Raw genomic sequence first — 22,108 nt, forward strand, 5'->3', positions numbered from 1 at the left:
CGGGCGGGGCGTCAGCCGGCGAGCAGAGCAGCCATCCGCTGCGCCTGCGCCTCCCAGCGCCACTCCCGCTCCACCCACGCCCGACCGGCCGCGCCCAGTTGGCGGGCCAGATCGCGGTCGGCGAGCAGCCGGGACACCCGGTCGGCGAGCTGGGCGACGTCCCGGCCACCGACCACGTACCCGGTCTCTCCCTCACGGACCGCGTCCGGGGCGCCGCCGGAGTCCCCGGCCACCACCGGCAGACCGGTCGCGGAGGCCTCCAGGTAGACGATGCCCAGCCCCTCCACGTCCAACCCGCGGTTGCGGGTGCGGCAGGGCATCGCGTAGACGTCGCCGGCCGCGTAGTGCGCCGGCAGGTCGGCCGCCGGCACCGAACCGGTGAACACCACGTCCCGCTCGACGCCCGTCTGCCGGGCCAGCTTCTCCAGGGTTGCCCGGTACGGCCCGCCACCGACGATCAGCAGCGCCGCGTCGGGCACCCGGCGGCGGATCTCCGGCAGTGCCCGGATCAGCATGTCCTGGCCCTTGCGCGGCACCAGCCGGGACACACAGACCACCACCGGCCGGTCGGTCAGCCCCAACCGGGCCCGGACCGGCTCACCGTCCACGGTGGGGTGGTAGGTGTCCACGTCCACCCCCGGCGCCAGCCGGCGCAGGTCGGTCACCCCGTCCAGCACGCGGGCCAACCGGGTGCGGGTGTACTCGCCGAGGTAGGTGGTCACGTCGACACCCCGACCGATGCGCCGCAGCGCCGGCCGGGCGGCCGGGAGCGCCGCCCAGCCGACCTCGTGGCCGTGGGTCTGCGCCACCACCCGGCGTACGCCCGCCCGTCGCCGCAGCCCGGCGGCGAGCAACCCCAGCGGGGCCGCCGCGCCGAACCACACGGTGTCGCAGTCGTACGCGCGGGCGAGGCGGGCCGCCCGGCGGGCGATCAGCGGCGTGGGCAGCAGCACCCGGGTGCGCTCGCGGATCACCTCGAACGGCTGGTCGGCGTCGAATTTCGCGGCACCGCGCCAGCTCGACGCGTACACGACCACCGAGCCGGCCGGTTGGCGCACGGCGAGGTTGTGCACGAAGGACTGGATGCCGCCCGGACGGGGCGGGAAGTCGTTGGTGATCAGCAGCGTGCGGCTCATCGGGCGGCCTCCCGGGCGTACGCGCGGGCGGCGGCCATGCGCTCCACAGTGGATGGATGCGAGGCCGAGTAGAGGTATTCCCAGCGCGGCGGATCGGGGTCGCCCAGGTTCACCGAGCCGAGGCGGCGCTGCATGGACTCGAAGGCCACCGGATCGCCGGTGAGCGTGAGCGCATGCGCGTCGGCGCGCGCCTCCACCCGGCGCGACAGCAGCGCCTGCACCGGGGTGGCGACCAGGCCGGCCACCGTGACCAGGGCGATCAGCAGCGGAAACGCGCGTGGATCGGCCACCGAGTCGACGCCTGCCAACCGCAGCAGCAGCCCCCACGAGCCGAGCAGGTAGAGCGCCACCACGGCGGCGGCCGCGCCCAGCGCCCCGGTCAGGGTGCCCACCGTGACGTCGGAGTCCTTCGCGTGGCCCAGCTCGTGGGCCACCACCGCGGTGACCTCGGCCGGGGTGGCCTCGCGCAGCAGCGTGTCGTAGACGACCACCCGGCGGGTCGGCCCGAGGCCGGAGACGTACGCGTTGACCGCCCTGGTGCGCCGCGAGGCGTCGGCGACAAGCACGTCGCGCACCGGCACCCCGTCCCGGGCGGCCATGCTCATCAGCTCGGTGCGCAGCGGGCCCTGCTCCAGGGGCGTGAACTTGTTGAACACCGGCTCCACCAGCACCGGCAGCACGAACGAGAGCAGCACCACCAGCAGGGCCGCGCCGGCCGCGCCGAACGCCCACCACCAGCGCGGGGCGAGCCGGATGACAGTGTAGAAACCGAACAGCGCCACCGCGCCGATCACGGCGCTCACCGCGTACGACTTGAGCAGGTCGACGGCCCAGCCGCTCCACCCGTTGGTGCTCAGCCCGTAGCGGGTCAGCACGCTCTGCCGCCACGCCGAGAACGGAAGCGTGAGCAGGTCGGCGACGAGCACCACGGCGAGACCGCCGAGCACCGCCTGCGCGATCCAGTGCCCGCCGAAGGGCCGGCCCACCAGCTCGACGAGGCGACTGCCCAGCGGCGTGAGTCCGAGCGCGACGGCGATCAGCAGCCCGACGGCGAGCGCGGCGTAGCTCCCGGGGCGCAGCGCGGCACGAAATTCACGCCCCTTGGCCACCTGCTCGGCCGGGAGGTCGCGCAGCGCGGCGAGCTGGTCGGCGCGGGGCGCCGGCGGCCGGTGCCAGGGAATGAACAGCGCGGCGGTCACCAGCAGGGCCACCGTCAACCCGGCCAACGTCAGCAGCGCCCAGCCGCGCGGCGTCACCGGCGCACCGCCGTGCGCGCCACGCGATGGGCCCGCGCAGCATCGACGAGCTCGCCGTGCTCGCGTCGTACCCCGCTCATCCCGCCGCTCCTCCCGCCGTGACCGCCCATCCTATGGCCCGCGAAAAGCCCGCTCCGGGCGCGGTGTCGCGCTCCCAGCGACCTGGCATGCGGGCGGACTCAGGCGACCGGCGGACCCGGGGTGCAGGCGGACTCAGGCCACCCGACGGACCCGGGGTGCGGGCGGACTCAGGCCACCCGACGGACCCGGCGTGCGGCGACGCCGGGCCGCGCGGGCGCGGCCAGCACCTCGACGTCGAAGCCGGCCCGGGCGAACACCTCGATCGCCTCGACCTCGGCGGCGACAAGCCCGGCTGCCGGGGACGTCTCGTCGAACAGGGCGGTCAGCGGGCAGCCGGAACAGCCGTCGGCCCGCTTCGCGCACCCGTCGCAGTCGATGAGCATCACGCCTCCTGATCGCTCGCGATGCGCAGTCGACGCCCTGTCGTCGTCGCCCGAGCACCGTCGGTCACATCGACGCTATCCACCGGGTACGACAGAACCGCCCGCACCGCCCCGTTGAGGGCTAGATCGACTCCAGATCAGCGAAATCGGGGTATCCCGGCCGGCCGAACGCCCCGATATCAGCGATCCCGTGACGAGCCAATCGCCGGTCAACTGCCGGCCAAGCGCCTGTTCCCTCCACGGTGGCCGCTGCGATCGTGACGGTACGGCCGAGCGAACCGGCCGAACCCACGTTCGACCCACCGGAGGACTCGACATGCGCGGACCAACCTCGACCACACGCTCCCGCCTCGCGGCCGTCGCGCTCCTCGCGGCCGCCGCGACGGCCGCGAGCGGGCTCGTCGCCACGCCGGCGCAGGCCACCTCGGCATTCGGCTGCAACTACCCCCGCGTCTGCTTCTGGGTGACCGGGAGCCCGTACAACGACGCCCCGCCGACCGCGTCGTTCCAGGACAACTACTACCAGACCCTCGGGTCCCGCAGCCGGGGCGCCGACTGGGTCTACAACACCCGCAACGACGACGGCGCGAAGATCTTCTACTCGAACGGCGACTGGGTCTGCGTCGCGCCGGGAGAGCTGGCCTACCTCGAGCCGTACGGCTACGCGGTCGCCCTCGACATCATGGACTCCCCCTACTGCTCGTACTGACCGCCCACCGGAGGTTGAAGACATGAATCCACGACGTCTCCTCGCCGCGTGCGCCGTCACGGTGACCGCAGCGGTCGGCCTCGTCGCCACCCCCGCGTTCGCTGGCGGCACCTTCCAGACCAAGACCGACCTGAACCTGCGCTACTGCCAGTGGCTGAACAATTCGCAGTGCTCGGTCATCCTCACGATCCCGAAGGGCCAGTCGGTCTACCTGAACTGCTGGGCGCCCGGATCGTCGGTAAACGGCGACACCGTCTGGTACAACGCCTTCTACGGCAACGCGAGCGGCATGCTCGCCGGCGACTACATGAACACGGGCCACGACCCGAACCCCGCCGTCTACCGCTGCGTCTAGCGGCACCGGGGCACCGGGGGGTTCGAGATCCACTCCAGTTCGGCGATGTCGGGGTGTTCCGACGGCCGGGACACCCCGACATCGCCGACCTCGTGTTGATCACGCTGCGGCCCTGTTTGCCACCGTGGCCGCTCGGGAACGAAGTGACGGTGGCCGACGTCGATTCCTCGTCCGTACTGGAGTTCCACCACTCGCCGGGCCGACGTCGTAGGGCCATGGCCATCGTCGCAATGATCGCGACGGCGCTCGTCGCCGCCTACGCGGTGGTGTTCGACGAACCGTGGTGGCAGCCGCTGCTGCGGTCGGGCTGCTTCGGCGTCGCCGCCGGGTTGATGATCCGCTGGCAGCTGCGTCGTCAGCCTCGCCTGCCCCTGCGGTTGACCGACGAGGCCCTGCAGATGACCGTGCCCGACGGCACCGTCCTCACCATCGACTGGGCGAATGTGGCCCGCGCCGAGGTTCGAGGCAGGCTGGGCCCGCGGCTGGTGGTCGAACCACTCGATCGGCAGCTGACCCGGCCCCCGTTGCGACCCGGCCAGTGGTCGACGCCCGGACGTGGCCCGTACGAGCTGATCGTGCCGGTGGCCTCGATGACGCCGGACCGCCACACCCTGAGCCGCGAGCTGGCCAAGCGACTGGCGACCACCTGACGCGGCCGCCCGAGTCGACGGCCCAGTCACCGAGGCCGACCTCGCGCATCGTCAGCGCTGCGCCTCGAGATCACGAAGTACGAAGCGGAGGTGCTCCCACTCTTCGTCGCGGATCACGTGCAGACAGTGCAGGACGGACACCTCGTGCTCCGGCGACCACGCGCTCGGCCGAGACTCAGCGAGCGCGTCCGGCGTGACGGTCGCGAGGAAGGCCCGCACCATGCCCTGCCGGTCGGCCCGCATTTCGAGCACCGACGCGAAGCTCGGCCGCTCGGTAACGAATATCGACCGTCGATGTCCAGGCCACGCACGTCGACGCCGCGCATCACCGCGCCGGCCAGCGTCGACCTGTCGAACCTGACACCACCCAGGTCCCTGTCGACGAACCTCGTGGCGCTGTCCTGGGCCATGGCGTCCCCCATCCGCTCGGCAATCGCGGCGATGCTAACGCTCTCCCCCGACAGCCTCCGGGCCGTCGGCCGTGCCCTCAGGAGCGGGCGAGGCGGCGCAGCAGCGAGTCGGCGCCCAGCGGGTACGCCCCGTGCCTGCGTACGCCGTCGGCGACCTCGCGGTCGGACGAGATCACGACGACCGGACGGCCCGCCGGCTCGGCGCGGACCAGGCGGCGGATCAGCTCGTCGGCGGTCTCGCCCTTGCGGGAGAAGAGCACCCGGACGCCGCGCGGTGCCGGAGGCAGCCCGTGCATCCGTTCGGCGCCGTCGAACACGACTGTGACCTCGTCGCCGGTTTGCGCGGCGATCCCGCCCAGGCCGCTGATGAGGCGTTTGCGCTGCTGTTCCAGCGACATCTCGCCGAAGCCGCGCTTGGTGACGTTGTAGCCGTCCACCACGAGGTGCGCCCGGGGCAGGGCCAACAGCTGGTCCAACCGGGCCGGGTCGTCGGTGTCGCGGGCGCGTGCGGCCGGGCCGGCCGGGGCGGTGCCCGGCTGTTCGGCGAACGCGTCGGCGACGAAGTCGGCGGGGAGCTTGTCCACCGGGTCGAGCGCCAACTCCCGGCGCAGCCCGACGGCGGCCTGACCGATGGTCTCCAGCAGCAGCCAGAGGCGGGCATCGTCGACCGAGCGCGCCTCCTTGGCACTGGCCCGGGCCACCCCGGCGGCGGCCTCCGCCTCGGCGAGTCGGGCGCGGGCGCGGCGCAGTTCGGCGTCCACGTCGGCGCTGGCGCGTGCGGCCCGGCCGCGCTCGGTGGCCAACAGTTCGGTGGCCTTGCGCTCCCGGGCCTGCGTCTCGCGCAGGGTGCGGGCCACTTGACGGGACTCCTCCCGGAGCTGGCCCAACTCCTCGCGGACCCGCGCCAGCTCGTCGCGGAGCTTCTCGGCCTCGACCCTTGCCACCGCCCGGTCGTGCTCGGCGCGGGTGGCCCGCTGCTCGGCCTCGCGGACCAGCTCGGCGACGACCGCGCTGTCCGCCTCGGCGCGGACCGCCGCGCCGCTGGCGTCGATCAGCTCCCGCCAGCCGCGGGGTCGGGCCAGGTAGGCGAGCGCGGCCACCTCGACCGGGTCGGCGGCGGCCGGCGCGGTGCCCTCGATCACGGCCGCGCCGAGGTCGCCGGCGTCGGCCAGCACCCGGGCGGTGACCCGCTGCCGGAACAGCGGGTCGGCGGTGAGCTGGGCGGCGATGGCCGGGGCGCCGAGGCGGGCCCGGCGGTTGGGGGCGAACTTGGCCACCCGGCGCAGCGGCACCGGCACCTCGTCGGCGGGCAGGGTGGGCAGCACGGTGGCCGTCAACGTCACGATCCGCTGCCGGACCGGCTCGGGCAGCGTCGGCTCGGGCTCGACCGCCGGATCGGCACCCGAATCGACAGATGTGTCACTGCTGTCCGGGTCGCCCACGGCACCGTCGACCACGACCGGATCCTCCTGCGGGAGGTGGTCGTCGTGCGGCTCGGTGAGGGGCATGTGGCAAGTCTCCCACCGCGACCGGGCCCACCGCCCGGTGAGTGAGCCGATCTCTCATCCTAGCCCCATGGTGACTGCTGGGACGGCTGCGACGGGAGTGTCGGACCGGGGCGTTACCGTGCCGCCGATGGCACAGGCGGAGTACGTCCAGGAGTCACTGGCCGGTCTCGACCCGGCGGTGGGCGGGGTGGACCCGGCCCTGCCGCTGTATGCGACGACCTTCGTGGTGGTCGACCTGGAGACCACTGGCGGCGCACCCGACGGCGGCGGCATCACCGAGATAGGCGCGGTCAAGGTGCGCGGCGGCGAGCACCTGGGTGAGCTGGCCACCCTGGTCAACCCGGGGCAGCCGATTCCGCCGTTCATCACCGTGCTGACCGGGATCACCCAGGCCATGCTGCTGCCGGCGCCGCCGATCGAGCAGGTGCTGCCCAGCTTCCTGGAGTTCCTCGCCGACGCGGTGCTTGTCGCCCACAACGCCCCGTACGACGTGGGGTTCCTCAAGGCCGCCTGCGCGAAGCACGGTCACCGCTGGCCCAATCCGCGCGTACTGGACACGGCGGCGCTGGCCCGCCGGGTGCTGACCCGCGACGAGGTGCCCAACCGCAAGCTGGGCACCCTGGCCGCCTACTTCCGCACCGGCACCCAGCCCACCCACCGGGCACTCGATGACGCGAGAGCCACAGTCGACGTGCTGCACGGGCTGATCGGTCGCCTCGGTGGGCACCGGGTGGACACGGTCGGCGACGCCATCGAGTTCGCCCGCGCGGTCACCCCGACGCAGCGCCGCAAGCGACACCTGGCCGAGGGGCTGCCCAAGGTCCCCGGGGTCTACATCTTCCGGGCCGCCGACGACCGGCCGCTCTACGTCGGCACCTCCGTCGACATCGCCACCCGGGTGCGCAGCTACTTCACCGCCGGCGAGAAGCGCGCCCGGATCTCCGAGATGCTGGCCGCCGCCGAGCGGGTCGAGGCCGTGGAGTGCGCGCACTCGCTGGAGGCCGAGGTCCGGGAGCTGCGGCTGATCGCCGCGCACGCTCCTCCCTACAACCGACGGTCGAAATACCCGGAGCGGATGGTCTGGCTCAAGCTGACCGACGGTCCGTATCCTCGGCTGTCGATCGTCCGGGACCTCTCCCCCACGGACACCGCCTACCTCGGGCCGTTCACCTCCCGGCGGGCCGCCGAGCTGGCCGCCGCCGGCTTCCACGACGCGGTGCCGCTGCGCCAGTGCACGCACCGGCTCTCGCTGCGCACCGTCACGCCGGCCTGCGCGCTGGCCGAGCTGGGTCGCTGCCCGGCACCCTGCGAGCACAGGATCACCCCCGAGGAGTACGACGACAGAGCCGCCGGGCCGTTCCGCACCGCCACCGCCAGCGACCCGCAGCCGGTGGTGGACGCGCTGCTGGCCCGGATCGACGTGCTCGCCGCCGACCAACGCTACGAGGAGGCAGCCGTGGTGCGGTCCCGGCTGGCCGCGGTGCTGCGCGCCACCGTGCGGATGCAGCGGCTGGCGGCGCTGACGTCGATCGTCGAGCTGGCCGCCGCCCGACCGGCCGCCCGGGGCGGTTGGGAGCTGGCCCTGGTCCGGCACGGTCGCCTGGCCGGCGCCGGGGTGTCCCCGCCCGGCGTCCACCCGCGACCCACGCTGAACGCCATCCGGGCCACCGCCGAGACGGTGTCGGGCGGGCACGGTCCGGTACCGTCGGCCACGGCGGAGGAATCCGAGCGCATCCTGTCCTGGTTGGAGCGGCCGGAGACCCGGCTCGTCGAGATGTCGTCCGGTTGGTCGTCCCCGGCGGGCGGGGCGGGCCGCTTCCGTGACCTGCTGGCGAAGGCCGAGAGCGGGGGGTCGCACCAACTCTCGACCGAACGCTCATGACCAACTGACCGATCGGACTACGTCGACTCCCTTAGGCTGTTAGAGAAGTGCAGTCCTGCCCGTTTCGTGGGCCTGCTTCCGATCGCCCGGTCCGGCGATCGCGGAGCCGGGGTGAGGAGGTGTCCCTCGTGGACGTCGACGCCGGACACGGCGCCGCCCTGGGGGGCGCCCTGCCGACCCAGTCGGGTGAGCTGCCCCTGACCCGCCGACTGCGGTCGTTGCTCACCTGGCCGACCACCGACTCCGACCCGGTCACCCACCTGGTCCGCACCCATCGGGGCATCCACTCCGGCACCGACCCCGCCGTGCTGCGCCGGGCGTACACGATCGCCGAGAACATGCACCGGGGCCAGTTCCGCAAGAGCGGCGAACCGTACATCACCCACCCGCTCGCCGTGGCGCAGATCTGCGCCGAGCTGGGCATGGACACCACGACCCTGGTGGCGGCGCTGCTGCACGACACCGTCGAGGACACCCGCTACACGCTCCAGGCGCTGTCGGAGGACTTCGGCGGCGAGGTGGCCCACCTGGTCGACGGGGTGACGAAGTTCGACAAGGCGTTCTACGGCAAGGCCGCCGAGGCGGAGACGGTCCGCAAGATGATCGTCGCGGCAGCCAAGGACGTCCGGGTGCTGATCATCAAGTTGGCCGACCGGCTGCACAACATGCGTACGCTCGGTGTGCGCTCCGCGGCGTCGCGGGAACGGATCGCCCGCAAGACCCAGGAGGTGCTGGTCCCGCTCTGCGACCGGCTGGGCATCCAGACCCTCAAGCGCGAGCTGGACGACGTGGTGCTGCTGCACCTGGAGCCCGACGAGCACGCCCGGCTGGCCCGGCACGTGCACGATCGGCCCGGCTGGGACTCGTACCTCGACTCGGTGGTGACAAAGGCCCGGGCGGCGCTGCGCCGCAGCCGGGTCGACGCCGAGGTGAGCCCGCGCCCCCGCCACCTCTACTCCATCTGGAAGGACACCATCGCCGGCGGCCACACCGCCCCGTTCGACCTTCCCCGCATCTCGGTGGTGGTCGACGGGCCCGCCACCGACTGTTACGCCGCCCTGGGCGCGATCCACGGCACCTGGCGGCCGGTCCCGGGCCGTTTCAAGGACTTCATCGCCTCACCGAAGAACAACCTCTACCGCTCGCTGCACACGAGCGTCTGCGGCCCGCAGGACCGCACGGTGGAGGTGCTGATCCGCACGGAGGAGATGCACCGCGCGGCCGAGTACGGCATCGCCGCCGACTTCCGCTTCCCACGCTCCGGCGGCGGCAGCGCGGCGGCCCGGGCCGAACAGTTGGACTGGCTGCGCCGCGTGCTCGACTGGGAGCCGGACGCCGCCGACCCGGCGCAGTTCTACGAGTCGCTGCGCTGCGACCTCGCCGAGGGCCAGATCCAGGTCTTCGCCGACGGGCGTCAGGTCGTGCTGCCGGCTGGCGCCACGCCTGTCGATCTGGCGTACGAGCTGGGCAGCCAGCGGGGCGACCACTGTCTCGCGGCCCGGATCAACGGCCGGCTGGCGCCGCTGAGCTCGGAGCTGGACGAGGGCGACGTGGTGGAGATCTTCACCGAGAACGACGGTGACAACGGCTTCGAGGCCGGCGTGGCGCCACGCGGTCCCCGCAAGGAGTGGCTGGGCTTCGTCAAGTCGCCGCACGCGCAGATGCAGATCAACAGGTGGTTCGCCGAGCACACCGAGCCGGGCATCACGATCAGCGACAAGGTTCGCCTCGGTCGGGCCACCATCGGGCTCGCCCTGCGCCAGCACAACCGCGGCCTCGCCAGCGACCTGCCGCTGCTGCGGCTCTCCGAGGAGCTGGGCTATCCCGACCTGGAGACCCTGCTCGTCGCGGTCTTCGACCGGGTGATCGAACCGGACACCGTCGTACGCCAGCTCATCGACCTGGTCGACCATCGACAGTGACCGGCCGGCCCCCAGCGCGTCCGAGGGACATTCGTGACCACTAGCCTGGGGTCATGATCCCCCGTTCCCGCGCCACCGGTCGGGCCATCTTCTACCAGGCCTTCTACCGGCTGCCGCTGCCGGTGCGCCGTCGCCTGGTGAAGCTGGCCGTGCCCAAGTACATCGTCGGGGCGGTCACCCTGGTTCGGGACGCCGAGGCGACGGGCGCGGGCCGGCTACTGATGTTGCGCCAGCCCCCCGGCAAGGGCTGGTCGCTGCCCGCCGGCCTGCTCAACCGGGCCGAGCCGCCCGTCGTGGGCGCGGCCCGCGAACTGTTCGAGGAGTCCGGTATCCGGCTGCCACCGTCCCGGCTGCGCCCGGCGGCGCCGAACGCGATCGTGCACGCCAAGGGCTGGGTGGACATGGTCTTCGAGACGGAGGTGCCGGCGTCCACCACCGACCTGGCGGTCGACGGCGCGGAGGTCTTCGAGGCCGCCTGGCATCCGCTGGACGACCTGCCCAAGCTCACCTGGCCGACGGCCCGGCTGCTCGCCTACTACGACATCGGGCCGCTGGCCGGACAGTTCCCGCCCCCGATCCCCGACGACCTGCCATGACCGGTCCGGCTGCCATGACCGGTCCGGCTTCCGTGCCGGCCGAGCTGTGCGCGGTCGTGCTCGCCGCGGGTGAGGGCACCCGGTTGCGCCCGCTCACCGCACGGGTGCCCAAGGCGCTCTGCCCGGTCGGCAACGTGCCACTGCTGGACCGGGCGCTGGCTCGCCTGGCCGGCCTCGGCCTGAGCGGTCCCGCTCGCGTGGCCGTGAACGCCTGCTACCTCGCCGACCAGGTGGTCGCACACGTCGGCGGCCGCGCCCACCTGTCGGTGGAGCCCGGCGACCCGCTCGGCACCGCCGGTGGGGTGGCCAACCTGCGGGACTTCATCGACGGCCGGCCGGTGCTGGTCGGCAACGCCGACGCGTACCTGGCCGACGCCGCCACTCCCCCGGGCCCCGACGTGGCCGCGCTACTGGACGGGTGGGACGGAAACTCCGTACGCCTGCTCGGGCAACCCGCCGCCGACCCCACGGCGCCCGGCACCTTCGCCGGACACTGCTTCACCGGGTTCTCGCTGCTGCCGTGGCGGCTGGTCCGCGACCTGCCGGTGGTCTTCTCCGACCTGGTACGCGCGGCGTGGCGGCCGGCCGAGGCGGCCGGCGCGCTGGAGGTGGTGCCCTACCCGGGCACCTTCTACGACACCGGCACCCCCGCCGACTACCTGGCGGCCAACCTGCACGCCGCGGGTGGCGATGCTCTCGTCGACCCGTCCGCGACGGTGACCGGGCGCTGCCTGGAGTCGGTGGTCGGCGCGGGCGCACGGGTGGACGGCGAGGTGCGGCGCACGGTGGTGTGGCCGGGCGCGGTCGTACGCGACGGCGAACGGCTGCACGACGTGATCCGGTTCGGGGACGGCTGCACGGTCCAGGCTGCCGCGCAAAGCTGAGCTGACGCGGTACACCCTCTCCCGGCCCAGGCGGAGACATCTAGCATGGGCGACGACGCCGACGAACGGAGAATTGCCCCGTGATCACCGCGATCGTGCTGATCGACTGCGCCACCGACGCGATTCCCGAGGTGGCGGAGACCCTGGCCAATGTCACCGGCGTCAGCGAGGTCTACTCGGTGGCCGGGCACGTCGACCTCATCGCCATCGTCCGGGTCCGCGAGTTCGACCAGATCGCCCAGGTCATCGCGGGCAGCATCTCCAAGGTGCCGGGTGTGCTGAACACGGAGTCGCACATCGCTTTCCGGGCGTACTCCCAGCTCGACCTTGAGGAGACGTTCGCGATCGGCCTCGCCGACGCCGACTGACCCGCGAGGCCGCGTGGGAAGGCCGCCGCCGGACGTGGCGCGGCCGGTCCACCCCTGCGGGTGGACCGGCCGTCTGCTGCCGCTACGTCAGCTCTCGCTGGGAGCGGGCCGCTCGGTGGTGCCGAGGCCCGGTTCCGGCGACTCGGTGATGCCGCCGCTAGGAGCCGGCGACTCGGTGGCGCCACCCGGAGCCGGCGACGAGGTACCCGGGCTTGGCGTACCGCTGGCGCTGGTCTGCGGGACCGGGACGCCCAGCTGGTTGGCGAGCTGGACCAGCTCGTCGTAGTGCGCCTGAAGCGTCGGCAGGGCGTTCTGGGCCAGCTGGACCACCGACTGCTCGGAGCCCTGCGAGATCTCCGTCTGGGTGGCCTGGATGGCCTGGACGTGACCGGCCAGCTCACTGGTCACCCAGAGCCTGTCGAACTCCGCGCCGTTGGCGTTGTTCAGCTTGTCGATGACGGCCTGCTGATCGGCGCTGGGCTCGTTCGGCAACTCGACGTTGAGCTGGGACGCCGTCTGCTGCACCGTCTGGTCAAGCTGGGTGTGGTCGGTCTTGAACATCGCACCCAGGTCCTTGACCCCCTGGTTCTGGCCCTTCTGCTGAGCCAGGTCACCGGCGGTGATCTCGAACAGGTTCACCTGGTGTACCGCCTGCAGATACTGGGTGTCCTGCGTCGACGGCTGTGCCGCGGCCTGCGCGGCCACAGCCGGCGCGACACCTACCAGCACCAGCGCGGCCAACAGGCCGAGGCGTTTGAGACCCAACATGCTTCCCCCCCTTGAGACGTTGGACCGCACGGATACCCGGCTCACGGGGGTTATTCCTGCGATCGCCCGGCGCGCGGGGTCGACCGGTCCCGCCGTGGCCGTCCGACTCCTGCTCGGATGGGCGACGGGACACTGACAACGACGTGGCGCCCGCCGGAAGTCCGGCGGGCGCCACGTGACAGTGCGGTCGGGGTCAGTGACGGCTCTCGCCGCTGCCGATCTCCGCGCGCTCGGGCCGGGGCTCTACCGGCGGGTGACCCGGCGAGACCGGCGCCTCGACCGGCTTCTCGATCGGGTAGAAGAAGCCCCGGACCGCCGGGCCGAGGGCCCCGAGCCGGTTCATCTTCTTCGGCACCACCCAGCCGACGTAGTCCAGCTCACCGTGGCCGTCCGCGTGCCCGTTCGCCGCGCTGAGCGGCTGGTGCACCTCGACGAACCGGCCGTCCGGCAGGCGCCGGATGATGCCGGTCTCCACGCCGTGCGCGAGCACCTCCCGGTCGTGCTGCTGCAGACCCAGGCAGAGCCGGTAGGTGACGTAGTACGCCAGCGGCGGGACCACCAGCAGGCCGACGCGGCCCGCCCAGGTCATCGCGTTCAGGCTGATCTGGAACTTGTCGGCGATCACGTCGTTGGCGCCCGAGAGCGTCAACACGACGTAGAAGGCGACGGCCATGGCGCCGACGGCGGTACGGGCCGGAACGTCGCGGGGCCGCTGGAGCAGGTTGTGGCTCTTGCGGTCCTTGAGGTGCCGGGCCTCCAGGAACGGGTACATCGTCGACAGGCCGACCAGGATGCCGGGCAGCACGACAGTCGGCCAGAACAGCGGCGGGATGACGTACCCGTCGCCGATCGGGATGTTGAGCTGCCAGGCCGGCATGAGTCGGGTCGAGCCGTCGAGGAACATGACGTACCAGTCGGGCTGGCTGGCGGCCGAGACCACCCACGCCTCGTACGGGCCGAACAGCCAGATCGGGTTGATCTGGAACAGACCGCCCAGCAGCGCGATGACGCCGAAGACGACCATGAAGAAGCCGCCCTGCTTCAGCGCGTAGCGGGGGAACATCCGCTCGCCGACCACGTTGCCGTTGGTCCGGCCGGGGCCGGGCCACTGGGTGTGCTTCTGCTTGAAGACCAGGCCCAGGTGGGCGCTGATCAACGCGAGCAGCAGACCCGGGATCAGCAGGACGTGGGCGATGAAGAACCGGCTGATGATGATCGTGCCGGGGAACTCGCCACCGAAGATCGACGACGTGAGCCAGGAGCCGATCACCGGGATGGACAGCATGATCGCCGAGGCGATCCGCAGACCGGTGCCGGACAGGCCGTCGTCCGGCAGCGAGTAGCCGGTGAAGCCGGCCAGGAAGCCGACCCAGAACAGCAGCGAGCCGATGATCCAGTTGGTCTCGCGCGGCTTGCGGAAGGCGCCGGTGAAGAACACCCGCAGCATGTGCACGACGATCGCGGCCATGAACAGCAGCGCCGCCCAGTGGTGCATCTGCCGCATCACCAGGCCGCCGCGGACGTCGAACGACAGGTCCAGGCTGGAGGCGTACGCGGCGGACATCGGCGTGCCCTGCAACGGGGCGTAGCTGCCGTCGTAGACCACCTCGGTCATCGCCGGCTCGTAGAAGAAGGTGAGGAACACACCGGTCAGGAGCAGCACGATGAACGAGAACAGCGCGATCTCGCCCAGCAGGAACGACCAGTGGTCCGGGAAGACCTTGTTCAGCAGCCGACGGAGCGGAGTGGCCACCTGGAAACGGTCGTCCACCCCCACCGCGGCCTTGCCCGGCGTGGCTGCCAGGTCAAACTTTCGACGCTTCATGGCCGCTCCCAGAAATCAGGCCCGACGGTCTCGGTGTAGTCGGACTTCGCCACGAAGAAGCCCTCGGAGTCCACCTCGATCGGCAGCTGCGGCAGCCGCCGGCTGGCGGGGCCGAAGACGGGCCGGGCGTTGTCGGTGATCAGGAACTGGGACTGGTGGCACGGGCAGAGCAGACGGTTGGTCTGCTGCTCGAACAGGCTCGCGGGGCAGCCGGCGTGCGTGCAGATCTTGGAGAACGCCGCGTAGTTGCCCCACATGAAGTCACCGTGGCCGACCCGCTCGTTGGCCCGGCGCGACTCCTGCGCGTCCGAGTCGCGCAGGTGGATCAGCAGCGTCGGCGAGTCGGCGTGCCGGTTGCTCACACCGTTCTCGATGCCCGGGAAGACCGTCAGCTGGCCACCGGTGCTGATGTCCGCCGGGCGCACCGGGCGGCCGTCCTCGCGGACGAGGCGGATCCGCTGGCCGCCCTCGGCGGCGGCGAACCCGGTGGTGAACATCTGGTTGTTCTTGTGGGGCTGCGAGATCAGACCGCCGACCAGCGGCGCCGCCGCGACCGCGGCGACCGGCGCGAGACCGGCCAGCAGCGAGATGCCGAGCAGTGGACGACGCTTCACACCCAGCTCGTCGGCCATGTAGAGCATGGTCTGGCCGGTGATGGTGCGACCGTCGGCGTCCACCGCGCCCTCGTGCCGGTCCTGGATCGAGACCTCCTTGGGCAGCAACTTCTTGCCCCAGGTCAGGATGCCGAAGCCGACGGCGAGCAGCGCCACGCCGAGGGTGAACCCGAGCAGCGGGGTGTAGAACTTGTCGCCGCCGCGGCCCGGCTCGTACTTCCACGGCCACCAGATGTAGATGGCCAGGAAGGCGGTCGCCGCCAGGCCGGTGATCAGGAAGAAACCGGCAACCACGCGGGTCAGCCGACGCTCGGCCTTCGTGCCGGGCAGCACCTGCGGCTCGTAGTGCACGATCTCGATGTCGTCCCGACGCGCGCCCTCACGGACGATGTCGAACCGGGTCAGCCCGGGGTCGTTCACGTCGAGCGGCTCCCGGCCCTGCGGGGCCTGGTGCTCGGTGTGCGTGCTCATGCCGTCACCTCGCTACGGGTGGCGCCGAGCGGCACCACGGCACTGAATCTGACGATCCGCTCGGTCACGACTTACCCGCAATCCACAGGCTAGCGAACACGAGCGCCACAATGCCAACCAGGAAGATCGCCAGGCCCTCGGTGGACGGCCCGTACCGACCGAGGTTGAACCCGCCCGGGTCCTGGTCGGTCTTCAGCGTCTCCTGGATGTAGGCGATGATGTCGGCCTTCTGCTCCGGCGTGATCTGGTTGTCGCCGAACACCGGCATGTTCTGCGGGCCGCTCAGCATCGCCGCGTAGATCTGCCGGTCCGTCGCCGGGTGCAGGCTCGGGGCGAACTTGCCCGACGAGAGCGCGCCACCGCCGCCACCGAAGGCGTGGCACTGGGAGCAGTTGATCCGGAACAGCTCGCCGCCGGCCGCGACGTTGCCGTCCTCGTGGAGGTTCTCCTCGGTGCCCGGGACGACCGGACCGCCACCCAACTCCTGGATGTACTGGCCGAGCTGGCGCACCTGCTCGTCGGTGAAGACCGGCGGCTTGCGGTGCGCCTGGGCCTCCTGGCGGGCCAGCGGCATACGGCCCGAGCTGACCTGGAACTCGACCGAGGCCGCGCCGACGCCGATCAGGCTCGGCCCGCGGCCCTCGACGCCCTGGGCGTTGCGGCCGTGGCAGGTCACACAGCTCACGTCGAACAGCGCCTTGCCCTCGGCTGCGGCACCGGTAAGCGGCGGATTGTCCTGCGCCTGCGCACCGGGGGCGAAGACGGTGTATGCGCCGCCGGCGAGCATCAGCGCGGCGAACAGCCGGACCGCGGCGCCCAGCCGGCGGCGGCCCCTGCTGCGCGCGGCGGGCCGCCCGCGCAACCGCGCGAGCAGACCGCGTCGGCGGTCGTTGTCAGAAGTCATGAGCTGTGTCCTTAACCGGTTGGACCTTGTCTCAGGGGACGGAGCAGCGGCGCGGTTCGTGACGCGCCAAGATCACTGAAGCCAGTAGATCATGGCGTACAGCCCGATCCACACGACGTCGACGAAGTGCCAGTAGTACGACACGACGATCGCCGAGGTCGCCTGCGCCGGCGTGAACCGGCCCATGGTCGTGCGGACCATGAAGATGATGAAGGCGATCAGACCGCCGGTCACGTGCAGGCCGTGGAAGCCGGTCGTCAGGTAGAACATCGAGCCGTACCCGTCGCCGTTGATCCTGACGCCGTCCTCCACCAGGTGGCGGTACTCGTTCACCTGGCCGAGCACGAAGATCAGACCCATCACGAAGGTGACGGTGAACCAGCGGCGCAGCGCGTGCACGTCACCCTTCTCCGCCGCGAAGACGCCGAGCTGGCAGGTCACCGAGGACAGCACGAGGATCACCGTGAAGGTGGTCGCGTACGGGATGTTCAGCGATTCGGTGTGCTTCTCCCACTGCTCCGGCGCAGCCGCGCGGATCGAGAAGTACATCGCGAACAGCGCCGCGAAGAACATGAGTTCGCTGGAGAGCCACACGATCGTCCCGACGCTGACCATGTTCGGTCGGGTCAGAGAGTGGATCCGGCTCTTGTCAATGGCTGGGGCCGCAGTCACGCCGTCATTATTGCCCCTGACCGGGGCCGCCCATCAGCGGGGTGGCAAACCTGCGCCTTCCGTGGCCCGACCGTCGAGGTCCGGTTCGCCTGGCCTAGCCTGAAAAGCGTGCTGCACGTCGATCCGATCCTCGCCGCCACCTCGGCCGTCCCCGCCGATGTGCTCGCGGCCACTCTGGCAGGCCCGACGGCGCTGGCCGCCGGGACCGAGGCGACACCGCCACCGTTCACCGTGGGCGCGGTGCTGACCGAGACCCGGCTGGACAGCTGGCTGGCCCTCGGCCTGGTGCTGGCCGCCGGCCTCTACCTCTACGGAGTGCACCGGCTGCGCGTCCGCGGGGACCGCTGGCCGATCGCCCGTACGGCGTTCTTCCTCGGGCCCGGCCTCGGCGGCATCGCGCTGGTCACCGTCAGCGGTCTGCACGCGTACGACACCGCGCTGCTGTCGGTGCACATGGTCCAGCACATGGTGCTCTCCATGGTGTCGCCGATCTTCCTGGCGCTCGGCGCGCCGATGACGCTCGCCCTGCGGACCCTGCCGGTCGGGCCGCGCAAGCGGCTCCTGGCGATCGTGCACAGCCGCGTCGCCCGGGTCTACAGCTTCCCGCTGGTGGCGTTCGCCATCTTCGTGGTCAACCCGTTCGCGCTGTACTTCAGCGACCTGTACCGCTTCACCCTGGAACACGCCTGGGCGCACGAGCTGGTGCACGCGCACTTCATCATGACCGGCTGCGTGTTCTTCTGGCCGCTGCTCGGCCTCGACCCGCTCCCGGGCCGCTGGCCGTATCCGGCGCGGGCCCTGCTGATGCTGCTCTCCGTGCCGTTCCACACCGTGCTCGGGCTCACCATCATGCAGAGCACCACCCTCTTCGGGGGCGACTGGTACCCGTCGCTGCACCTGAGCTGGGCCGACCCCAAGGCCGACCAGGTGGTCGCCGGCGGCATCCTCTGGGCCGGTGGCGAGTTCGTCAGTGTGACCATGCTCGCGGTGCTTGTCGTGCAGTGGGTGAAGCAGTCCGAGCGGGAGGCCCGCCGTGTCGACCGCGAGCTGGACCGCCAGGAGGCCCGCGAGCGCGCCGCCGACGCCGCGACGACCTGAGCTGCGCAGACGGTACGCCGTCGGCCGGGCGTCGGGCGGGATGTCGGCTACGTCACGTCGACCGGTACGATCGGCGGGCAGCTACGAGGTGGGAGCCTGTCAGCCATGAGCGATCGTCTGTGCACCGTCCTGCTCTACAGCGACGACCCGCAGGTCCGTGACCGGATGCGGCTCGCTGTCGGCACCCGGCCCGCGCCCGGGCTGCAGATCGAGTTCGTCGACGCGTCGACGTACGCCGAGACCATCCGGCTGGTCGACGACTACGAGATCGACCTGCTGGTGCTCGACGGTGAGGCGAGCCCGGGCGGCGGCATCGGCATCGCCCGCCAGATCAAGGACGATCGGGACGACGCCCCGCCCACCTGCCTCGTGATCGCCCGCGCCGCGGACCGATGGCTCGCCGCGTACGCCGAGGTCGACGCGACGCTTGTGCACCCGCTCGACCCGGTGACCACCGGCAGCACGGTGGCCGAGCTGCTGCGGACGCACGCACCCGCCTGACGTCCCCCGCTCTCCGGCACCGACGCGGCGCCGGACCAGCCGGCGCCGGTTCCAGCCCACCCGCACTTCGTACGCTCGGGAGGCCCGCCATGGGCGATCGGACCTGGCCGCACCTGCTCAACTCGCTGCTGCGCGGCGAGGAGCTGTCCACCGCCGACACCGCCTGGGCGATGGGCGAGATCATGGCCGGCTCGGCGGGCCCGGCGCAGGTCGCCGGCTTCGCCGTGGCCCTGCGTGCCAAGGGTGAGACCTCGGCCGAGCTGGCCGGCCTGGTGGAGACGATGTTGAGCCGGGCCGTCCCGGTCGACCTCCCCGAGGAGCTGCGCTCGACCGCCCTGGACGTGGTGGGCACCGGCGGTGACCTCGCCCACACGGTCAACATCTCCACCATGGCCGCGCTTGTCGTGGCGGGCGCCGGTGTCCGGGTCGTCAAGCACGGCAACCGGGCCGCGTCCTCCCTGTGCGGCACCGCCGACCTGCTGGAGTTCCTCGGCGTCCCGCTCGACCTCGACCCGGACGCCATCGTGCGCTGCGTCACCGAGGCCGGCATCGGCTTCTGCTTCGCCGCCCGGTTCCACCCGGGGATGCGGCACACCGGGCCGGTCCGGCGGGAGCTGGGCGTTCCCACCGTCTTCAACTTCCTCGGCCCGCTGACCAACCCGGCCCGCCCCCGCGCCGGCGCCGTCGGCTGCTTCGACGCACGGATGGCGTCGGTGATGGCCGGCGTGTTCGCCGCCCGGGGTGACTCGGTGCTGGTGATGCGCGGCGAGGACGGGCTGGACGAGTTCACCACCGCCGCACCGACCCGGGTGTGGGCGGCGCAGGGCGGCACCGTACGCGAGGCTGTGCTGGACGCGGCCGACCTGGGGGTGCCCCGGTCCACCCTCGGCGACCTGCGGGGCGGTGACGCCGCGTACAACGCCGGCGTGGCCCGTCGCCTGCTGGCCGGCGAGACCGGTCCGGTCCGCGACGCGGTGCTGGTCAACGCGGCGGCGGCGCTGGCTACCCAGGGTCCGCTGGACGGCGACCTGACCGAGGCGCTGCGTGCCGGCCTGGACCGCGCCGCCGAGTCCATCGACTCGGGCGCGGCGGCGGCCACCCTGGACCGCTGGATCGAGACCGCGACCACCGCCGAGAAGGCCGCCACCGCCTGACCGCGCCGGGAGCGTGATCGACTTGGGTTCCTGGAATCGGCGGTGTCCGGCCGGTCGTGATGCCCCGACTTCCCCGATGTCGAGTGGATCACGCCGTGGTCCGGGTGCCCCCGAGCGGTGGCCGCGGAGATTTGTCGGACCCGCGTGGGAAACTACAGGCGAGTCATTCTCCGCTTCCGTTGTGCGCGGCTGTCGCATTTCGGGGGCCTGTCGCCTGGAGTGAAGAGGAGACGCCCGTGTCGCATCACGAGCTTTACTGCGACGTCTGCGAGGGCGTGGCACCGTTCGAGGCGCCACCCTGCGTCGACGGCCACGGCAGCGACTGTCCCGAGCTGGTCTGCACCGGTTGCGGCGCCGCCGTGCTGATCGCCACGTACGCCGTCAGCGTCACCCGGCTGGCCGACCGCCGACGTCGCCAGCCCGCCCACCGCCACGCCGCCTGACCCGTCGACACGACACGCCACGACGAAGGCCCGCTCCCCCGGTGGGGGTGCGGGCCTTCGTCACGCCTGTTGGTCGCGGGCGACCGGGTGGATCAGTGCTCGGCGGTGCGCCGGGTGCCTGTGTAGTACTCGAACAGCAGGCCACAGGCGGCGAAGACGACCGCCAGCAGGCCGAGGCCGATCAGCCAGAACTGCCAGAACACCATGCCCAGCGCGGCGGTCGCGGCGGCCAGCGCCAGACCGAACGGCCAGTAGCTGCCCGGGCTGAAGAAGCCGACCTCACCGGCGCCGTCGGCGATCTCGGCGTCCGGCCGGTCCTCCGGGCGCAGGTCGATGCGGCGGGAGACGAACCAGAAGAAGCCACCGCACATCGAGCAGAGCAGGAACGACAGCAGCAGGGCGACGGTGCCCACCCACTCGACGTTGCCGGACTCCCCGTGGGTCCAGGCGCCGTAGAGAATGGTGGCGCCGAAGAGGAACCCGGCGATGATCAGGAAGATACGCCACTCGGTCTTCATGCGGCTGCCTCAGCTTCCCGTGCCGGCCGGAGCGCTGTCCGGGTTGAAGTTGCTGTGCGTCCGCCGGGTGTCGAACGGCTGCGTGGTCTGCGCGTACGGCTGCTCGCCGATCTCGGTCAACGCGTCCTGCGTCGACTTGCCGCTCTGCTTGGCCGCGAGGAACTGGTCGTACTTCTCCGGCGAGACCACCCGCAGCTCGAAGTTCATGAACGCGTGGTAGCTGCCGCACAGCTCGGCGCAGCGGCCGACGTACGCGCCCTCGGCGTCCAGCTTGGAGACCTCGAAGACGTTGCGGATCTTGCCCGGCATGACGTCCCGCTTGAACAGCAGCTCCGGCACCCAGAACGAGTGGATGACGTCGCGGCTGGTCTCCTCGAACCGGATGGACCGGTTGGTCGGCAGCACGAGCACCGGGATGACCTCACTGGTGCCCAGCGTCGACGCGGTGGTGCGGGCCTCCGTGCCCTGACCGTCGCGGTAGTTGAACTGCCAGTTCCACTTGAAGGCGACGACCTCGACCGTGACGTCCGGGTTCTTCGACAGCTTGTCGACGTCGGTCTGCACGATCGCCGTGTAGTAGAAGAGCACGGAGACGATCAGGATCGGCGCGATGGTGTAGAGGAACTCCATCGGCAGGTTGTAGCGGGTCTGCACCGGCAGCGCGTTGCCGCGCTTGCGGTACCGCACGACACACCAGAAGATCAGGCCCCACACGAAGACGCCGACCGCGAGCGCGGCGACGCAGGAGGCGATCCACAGGTCGTACATGCGGTGCGACTCCGCCGAGATGCCGCCCTGCGGCCAACCGAAGCCGTCGAACGTCTTGCCCACGTCACAGCCCGTGAGCAGAACCAGCAGAGCCACGCCCCCGAGACCGAGCCCGGCCAACCGACCAGCACCGCGTCCCCGGCGTCCACCGACCCCTGGGGCAGCACCGTGCCGTACGGCCGACGGCCGTACCTCCGAACTCCTTGCGACCACCTGGTCCTGCCTCCCTAGC

23 protein-coding genes and 1 pseudogene are annotated in these 22,108 nt (G+C 71.7%); 12 read left to right on the forward strand and 12 right to left on the reverse strand.

The annotated features are described in order from the left end of the window. Positions 1-11: 11 nt before the first annotated feature. From AB0K10_RS13565 to AB0K10_RS13575, 3 genes are all read right to left on the reverse strand, one after another. Positions 12-1,136, reverse strand: a complete 1,125-nt coding sequence (locus AB0K10_RS13565; RefSeq protein ID WP_363683110.1) for a glycosyltransferase family 4 protein — start codon at positions 1,134-1,136, stop codon at positions 12-14. Then, a complete protein-coding gene (locus AB0K10_RS13570) occupies positions 1,133-2,392 on the reverse strand; it encodes a M48 family metallopeptidase (RefSeq protein WP_363683112.1) in 1,260 nt (419 codons plus the stop codon). The genes AB0K10_RS13565 and AB0K10_RS13570 overlap by 4 nt, the downstream gene beginning before the upstream one ends. Positions 2,393-2,640: 248 nt before the next feature. Continuing rightward, positions 2,641-2,856 (reverse strand): hypothetical protein, encoded by a 216-nt coding sequence (locus AB0K10_RS13575; RefSeq protein WP_363683114.1) that lies wholly within the window; start codon positions 2,854-2,856, stop codon positions 2,641-2,643. Between the two features lie 316 nt (positions 2,857-3,172). On the opposite strand from AB0K10_RS13575, the gene AB0K10_RS13580 reads away from it, so the two are divergent. The 3 genes from AB0K10_RS13580 to AB0K10_RS13590 all read left to right on the forward strand — a co-directional run bounded on the left by AB0K10_RS13580 (position 3,173) and on the right by AB0K10_RS13590 (position 4,570). Then, positions 3,173-3,565, forward strand: a complete 393-nt coding sequence (locus AB0K10_RS13580) for a hypothetical protein (protein ID WP_363683115.1) — start codon at positions 3,173-3,175, stop codon at positions 3,563-3,565. A 22-nt stretch (positions 3,566-3,587) separates the two neighbouring features. Beyond that, the gene (locus AB0K10_RS13585) at positions 3,588-3,920 is read left to right on the forward strand and encodes a hypothetical protein (protein ID WP_007463171.1); all 333 of its coding nucleotides are present in this window, start codon (positions 3,588-3,590) and stop codon (positions 3,918-3,920) included. A gap of 149 nt (positions 3,921-4,069) precedes the next feature. Further along, complete coding sequence (locus AB0K10_RS13590) at positions 4,070-4,570, forward strand: hypothetical protein (protein WP_363683117.1); 501 nt, start codon at positions 4,070-4,072, stop codon at positions 4,568-4,570. A 51-nt stretch (positions 4,571-4,621) separates the two neighbouring features. On the opposite strand, the pseudogene AB0K10_RS13595 reads toward AB0K10_RS13590, so the two are convergent. Continuing rightward, positions 4,622-4,879, reverse strand: a pseudogene (locus tag AB0K10_RS13595) (DinB family protein); the annotation flags it as partial. Positions 4,880-5,057: 178 nt separating this feature from the next. Then, complete coding sequence (locus AB0K10_RS13600) at positions 5,058-6,488, reverse strand: NYN domain-containing protein (protein ID WP_363683119.1); 1,431 nt, start codon at positions 6,486-6,488, stop codon at positions 5,058-5,060. Positions 6,489-6,615: 127 nt separating this feature from the next. On the opposite strand from AB0K10_RS13600, the gene AB0K10_RS13605 reads away from it, so the two are divergent. From AB0K10_RS13605 to AB0K10_RS13625, 5 genes are all read left to right on the forward strand, one after another. Continuing rightward, the gene (locus AB0K10_RS13605) at positions 6,616-8,370 is read left to right on the forward strand and encodes a DEDD exonuclease domain-containing protein (protein ID WP_363683121.1); all 1,755 of its coding nucleotides are present in this window, start codon (positions 6,616-6,618) and stop codon (positions 8,368-8,370) included. A 128-nt stretch (positions 8,371-8,498) separates the two neighbouring features. Next, positions 8,499-10,292: an HD domain-containing protein gene (locus AB0K10_RS13610; RefSeq protein ID WP_363683623.1), complete on the forward strand. Its 1,794-nt coding sequence runs from the start codon at positions 8,499-8,501 to the stop codon at positions 10,290-10,292. A gap of 53 nt (positions 10,293-10,345) precedes the next feature. Beyond that, positions 10,346-10,888, forward strand: coding sequence for an NUDIX domain-containing protein (locus AB0K10_RS13615; protein ID WP_363683123.1), 543 nt, complete (start codon positions 10,346-10,348; stop codon positions 10,886-10,888). Between the two features lie 14 nt (positions 10,889-10,902). After that, positions 10,903-11,772 carry a sugar phosphate nucleotidyltransferase gene (locus AB0K10_RS13620; RefSeq protein ID WP_363683625.1) on the forward strand — a complete coding sequence of 290 codons (870 nt, stop codon included), beginning with the start codon at positions 10,903-10,905 and terminating at the stop codon, positions 11,770-11,772. 80 nt (positions 11,773-11,852) lie between these two features. Continuing rightward, positions 11,853-12,140, forward strand: a complete 288-nt coding sequence (locus AB0K10_RS13625) for an Lrp/AsnC ligand binding domain-containing protein (protein WP_007463184.1) — start codon at positions 11,853-11,855, stop codon at positions 12,138-12,140. 87 nt (positions 12,141-12,227) lie between these two features. Here the strand turns inward: AB0K10_RS13625 and AB0K10_RS13630 are convergent, their stop codons facing one another. From AB0K10_RS13630 to AB0K10_RS13650, 5 genes are all read right to left on the reverse strand, one after another. Then, the gene (locus tag AB0K10_RS13630; protein WP_363683125.1) at positions 12,228-12,908 is read right to left on the reverse strand and encodes a DUF4142 domain-containing protein; all 681 of its coding nucleotides are present in this window, start codon (positions 12,906-12,908) and stop codon (positions 12,228-12,230) included. Positions 12,909-13,101: 193 nt separating this feature from the next. Continuing rightward, positions 13,102-14,733, reverse strand: a complete 1,632-nt coding sequence (locus AB0K10_RS13635; protein ID WP_358102402.1) for a cytochrome b N-terminal domain-containing protein — start codon at positions 14,731-14,733, stop codon at positions 13,102-13,104. Continuing rightward, entirely contained in the window at positions 14,730-15,818 is a 1,089-nt protein-coding gene (locus AB0K10_RS13640; RefSeq protein WP_363683127.1) for a Rieske 2Fe-2S domain-containing protein, read from the reverse strand. The genes AB0K10_RS13635 and AB0K10_RS13640 overlap by 4 nt, the downstream gene beginning before the upstream one ends. Before the next feature lie 64 nt (positions 15,819-15,882). Continuing rightward, positions 15,883-16,722 carry a cytochrome c gene (locus AB0K10_RS13645; RefSeq protein ID WP_363683129.1) on the reverse strand — a complete coding sequence of 280 codons (840 nt, stop codon included), beginning with the start codon at positions 16,720-16,722 and terminating at the stop codon, positions 15,883-15,885. Between the two features lie 72 nt (positions 16,723-16,794). Further along, positions 16,795-17,394 (reverse strand): heme-copper oxidase subunit III, encoded by a 600-nt coding sequence (locus AB0K10_RS13650; protein ID WP_266244549.1) that lies wholly within the window; start codon positions 17,392-17,394, stop codon positions 16,795-16,797. A gap of 108 nt (positions 17,395-17,502) precedes the next feature. Between AB0K10_RS13650 and AB0K10_RS13655 the strand changes: the two genes are divergently transcribed. The 4 genes from AB0K10_RS13655 (at position 17,503) to AB0K10_RS13670 (ending at position 20,590) form a co-directional block, all read left to right on the forward strand. Then, the gene (locus AB0K10_RS13655; protein ID WP_363683131.1) at positions 17,503-18,492 is read left to right on the forward strand and encodes a cytochrome c oxidase assembly protein; all 990 of its coding nucleotides are present in this window, start codon (positions 17,503-17,505) and stop codon (positions 18,490-18,492) included. 105 nt (positions 18,493-18,597) lie between these two features. Beyond that, a complete protein-coding gene (locus AB0K10_RS13660; protein ID WP_007463197.1) occupies positions 18,598-18,993 on the forward strand; it encodes a hypothetical protein in 396 nt (131 codons plus the stop codon). Between the two features lie 89 nt (positions 18,994-19,082). Then, positions 19,083-20,147, forward strand: a complete 1,065-nt coding sequence (trpD, locus tag AB0K10_RS13665; protein ID WP_363683133.1) for an anthranilate phosphoribosyltransferase — start codon at positions 19,083-19,085, stop codon at positions 20,145-20,147. Between the two features lie 236 nt (positions 20,148-20,383). Continuing rightward, complete coding sequence (locus tag AB0K10_RS13670; RefSeq protein WP_363683135.1) at positions 20,384-20,590, forward strand: hypothetical protein; 207 nt, start codon at positions 20,384-20,386, stop codon at positions 20,588-20,590. A gap of 92 nt (positions 20,591-20,682) precedes the next feature. On the opposite strand, the gene AB0K10_RS13675 is transcribed toward AB0K10_RS13670, so the two are convergent. Continuing rightward, the gene (locus AB0K10_RS13675; protein WP_363683137.1) at positions 20,683-21,108 is read right to left on the reverse strand and encodes a cytochrome c oxidase subunit 4; all 426 of its coding nucleotides are present in this window, start codon (positions 21,106-21,108) and stop codon (positions 20,683-20,685) included. Positions 21,109-21,117: 9 nt separating this feature from the next. Continuing rightward, positions 21,118-22,089, reverse strand: coding sequence for a cytochrome c oxidase subunit II (gene coxB, locus AB0K10_RS13680; protein WP_363683139.1), 972 nt, complete (start codon positions 22,087-22,089; stop codon positions 21,118-21,120). Between the last annotated feature and the right edge of the window lie 19 nt (positions 22,090-22,108).

It is taken from the genome of Micromonospora sp. NPDC049274, from assembly GCF_040678875.1.
Taxonomy (GTDB): domain Bacteria; phylum Actinomycetota; class Actinomycetes; order Mycobacteriales; family Micromonosporaceae; genus Micromonospora.

Excerpts from the sequence above, each read along its gene's own strand:
- AB0K10_RS13645 (WP_363683129.1), bottom strand. The coding sequence starts at position 16,722 with ATGACTTCTGACAACGACCGCCGACGCGGTCTGCTCGCGCGGTTGCGC.
- AB0K10_RS13605 (WP_363683121.1), top strand. The coding sequence starts at position 6,616 with ATGGCACAGGCGGAGTACGTCCAGGAGTCACTGGCCGGTCTCGACCCG.
- AB0K10_RS13615 (WP_363683123.1), top strand. The coding sequence starts at position 10,346 with ATGATCCCCCGTTCCCGCGCCACCGGTCGGGCCATCTTCTACCAGGCC.
- AB0K10_RS13575 (WP_363683114.1), bottom strand. The coding sequence starts at position 2,856 with ATGCTCATCGACTGCGACGGGTGCGCGAAGCGGGCCGACGGCTGTTCC.
- AB0K10_RS13620 (WP_363683625.1), top strand. The coding sequence starts at position 10,903 with ATGACCGGTCCGGCTTCCGTGCCGGCCGAGCTGTGCGCGGTCGTGCTC.
- AB0K10_RS13640 (WP_363683127.1), bottom strand. The coding sequence starts at position 15,818 with ATGAGCACGCACACCGAGCACCAGGCCCCGCAGGGCCGGGAGCCGCTC.
- AB0K10_RS13660 (WP_007463197.1), top strand. The coding sequence starts at position 18,598 with ATGAGCGATCGTCTGTGCACCGTCCTGCTCTACAGCGACGACCCGCAG.
- AB0K10_RS13565 (WP_363683110.1), bottom strand. The coding sequence starts at position 1,136 with ATGAGCCGCACGCTGCTGATCACCAACGACTTCCCGCCCCGTCCGGGC.
- AB0K10_RS13585 (WP_007463171.1), top strand. The coding sequence starts at position 3,588 with ATGAATCCACGACGTCTCCTCGCCGCGTGCGCCGTCACGGTGACCGCA.
- AB0K10_RS13580 (WP_363683115.1), top strand. The coding sequence starts at position 3,173 with ATGCGCGGACCAACCTCGACCACACGCTCCCGCCTCGCGGCCGTCGCG.
- AB0K10_RS13635 (WP_358102402.1), bottom strand. The coding sequence starts at position 14,733 with ATGAAGCGTCGAAAGTTTGACCTGGCAGCCACGCCGGGCAAGGCCGCG.
- trpD (WP_363683133.1), top strand. The coding sequence starts at position 19,083 with ATGGGCGATCGGACCTGGCCGCACCTGCTCAACTCGCTGCTGCGCGGC.
- AB0K10_RS13600 (WP_363683119.1), bottom strand. The coding sequence starts at position 6,488 with ATGCCCCTCACCGAGCCGCACGACGACCACCTCCCGCAGGAGGATCCG.
- AB0K10_RS13675 (WP_363683137.1), bottom strand. The coding sequence starts at position 21,108 with ATGAAGACCGAGTGGCGTATCTTCCTGATCATCGCCGGGTTCCTCTTC.
- AB0K10_RS13630 (WP_363683125.1), bottom strand. The coding sequence starts at position 12,908 with ATGTTGGGTCTCAAACGCCTCGGCCTGTTGGCCGCGCTGGTGCTGGTA.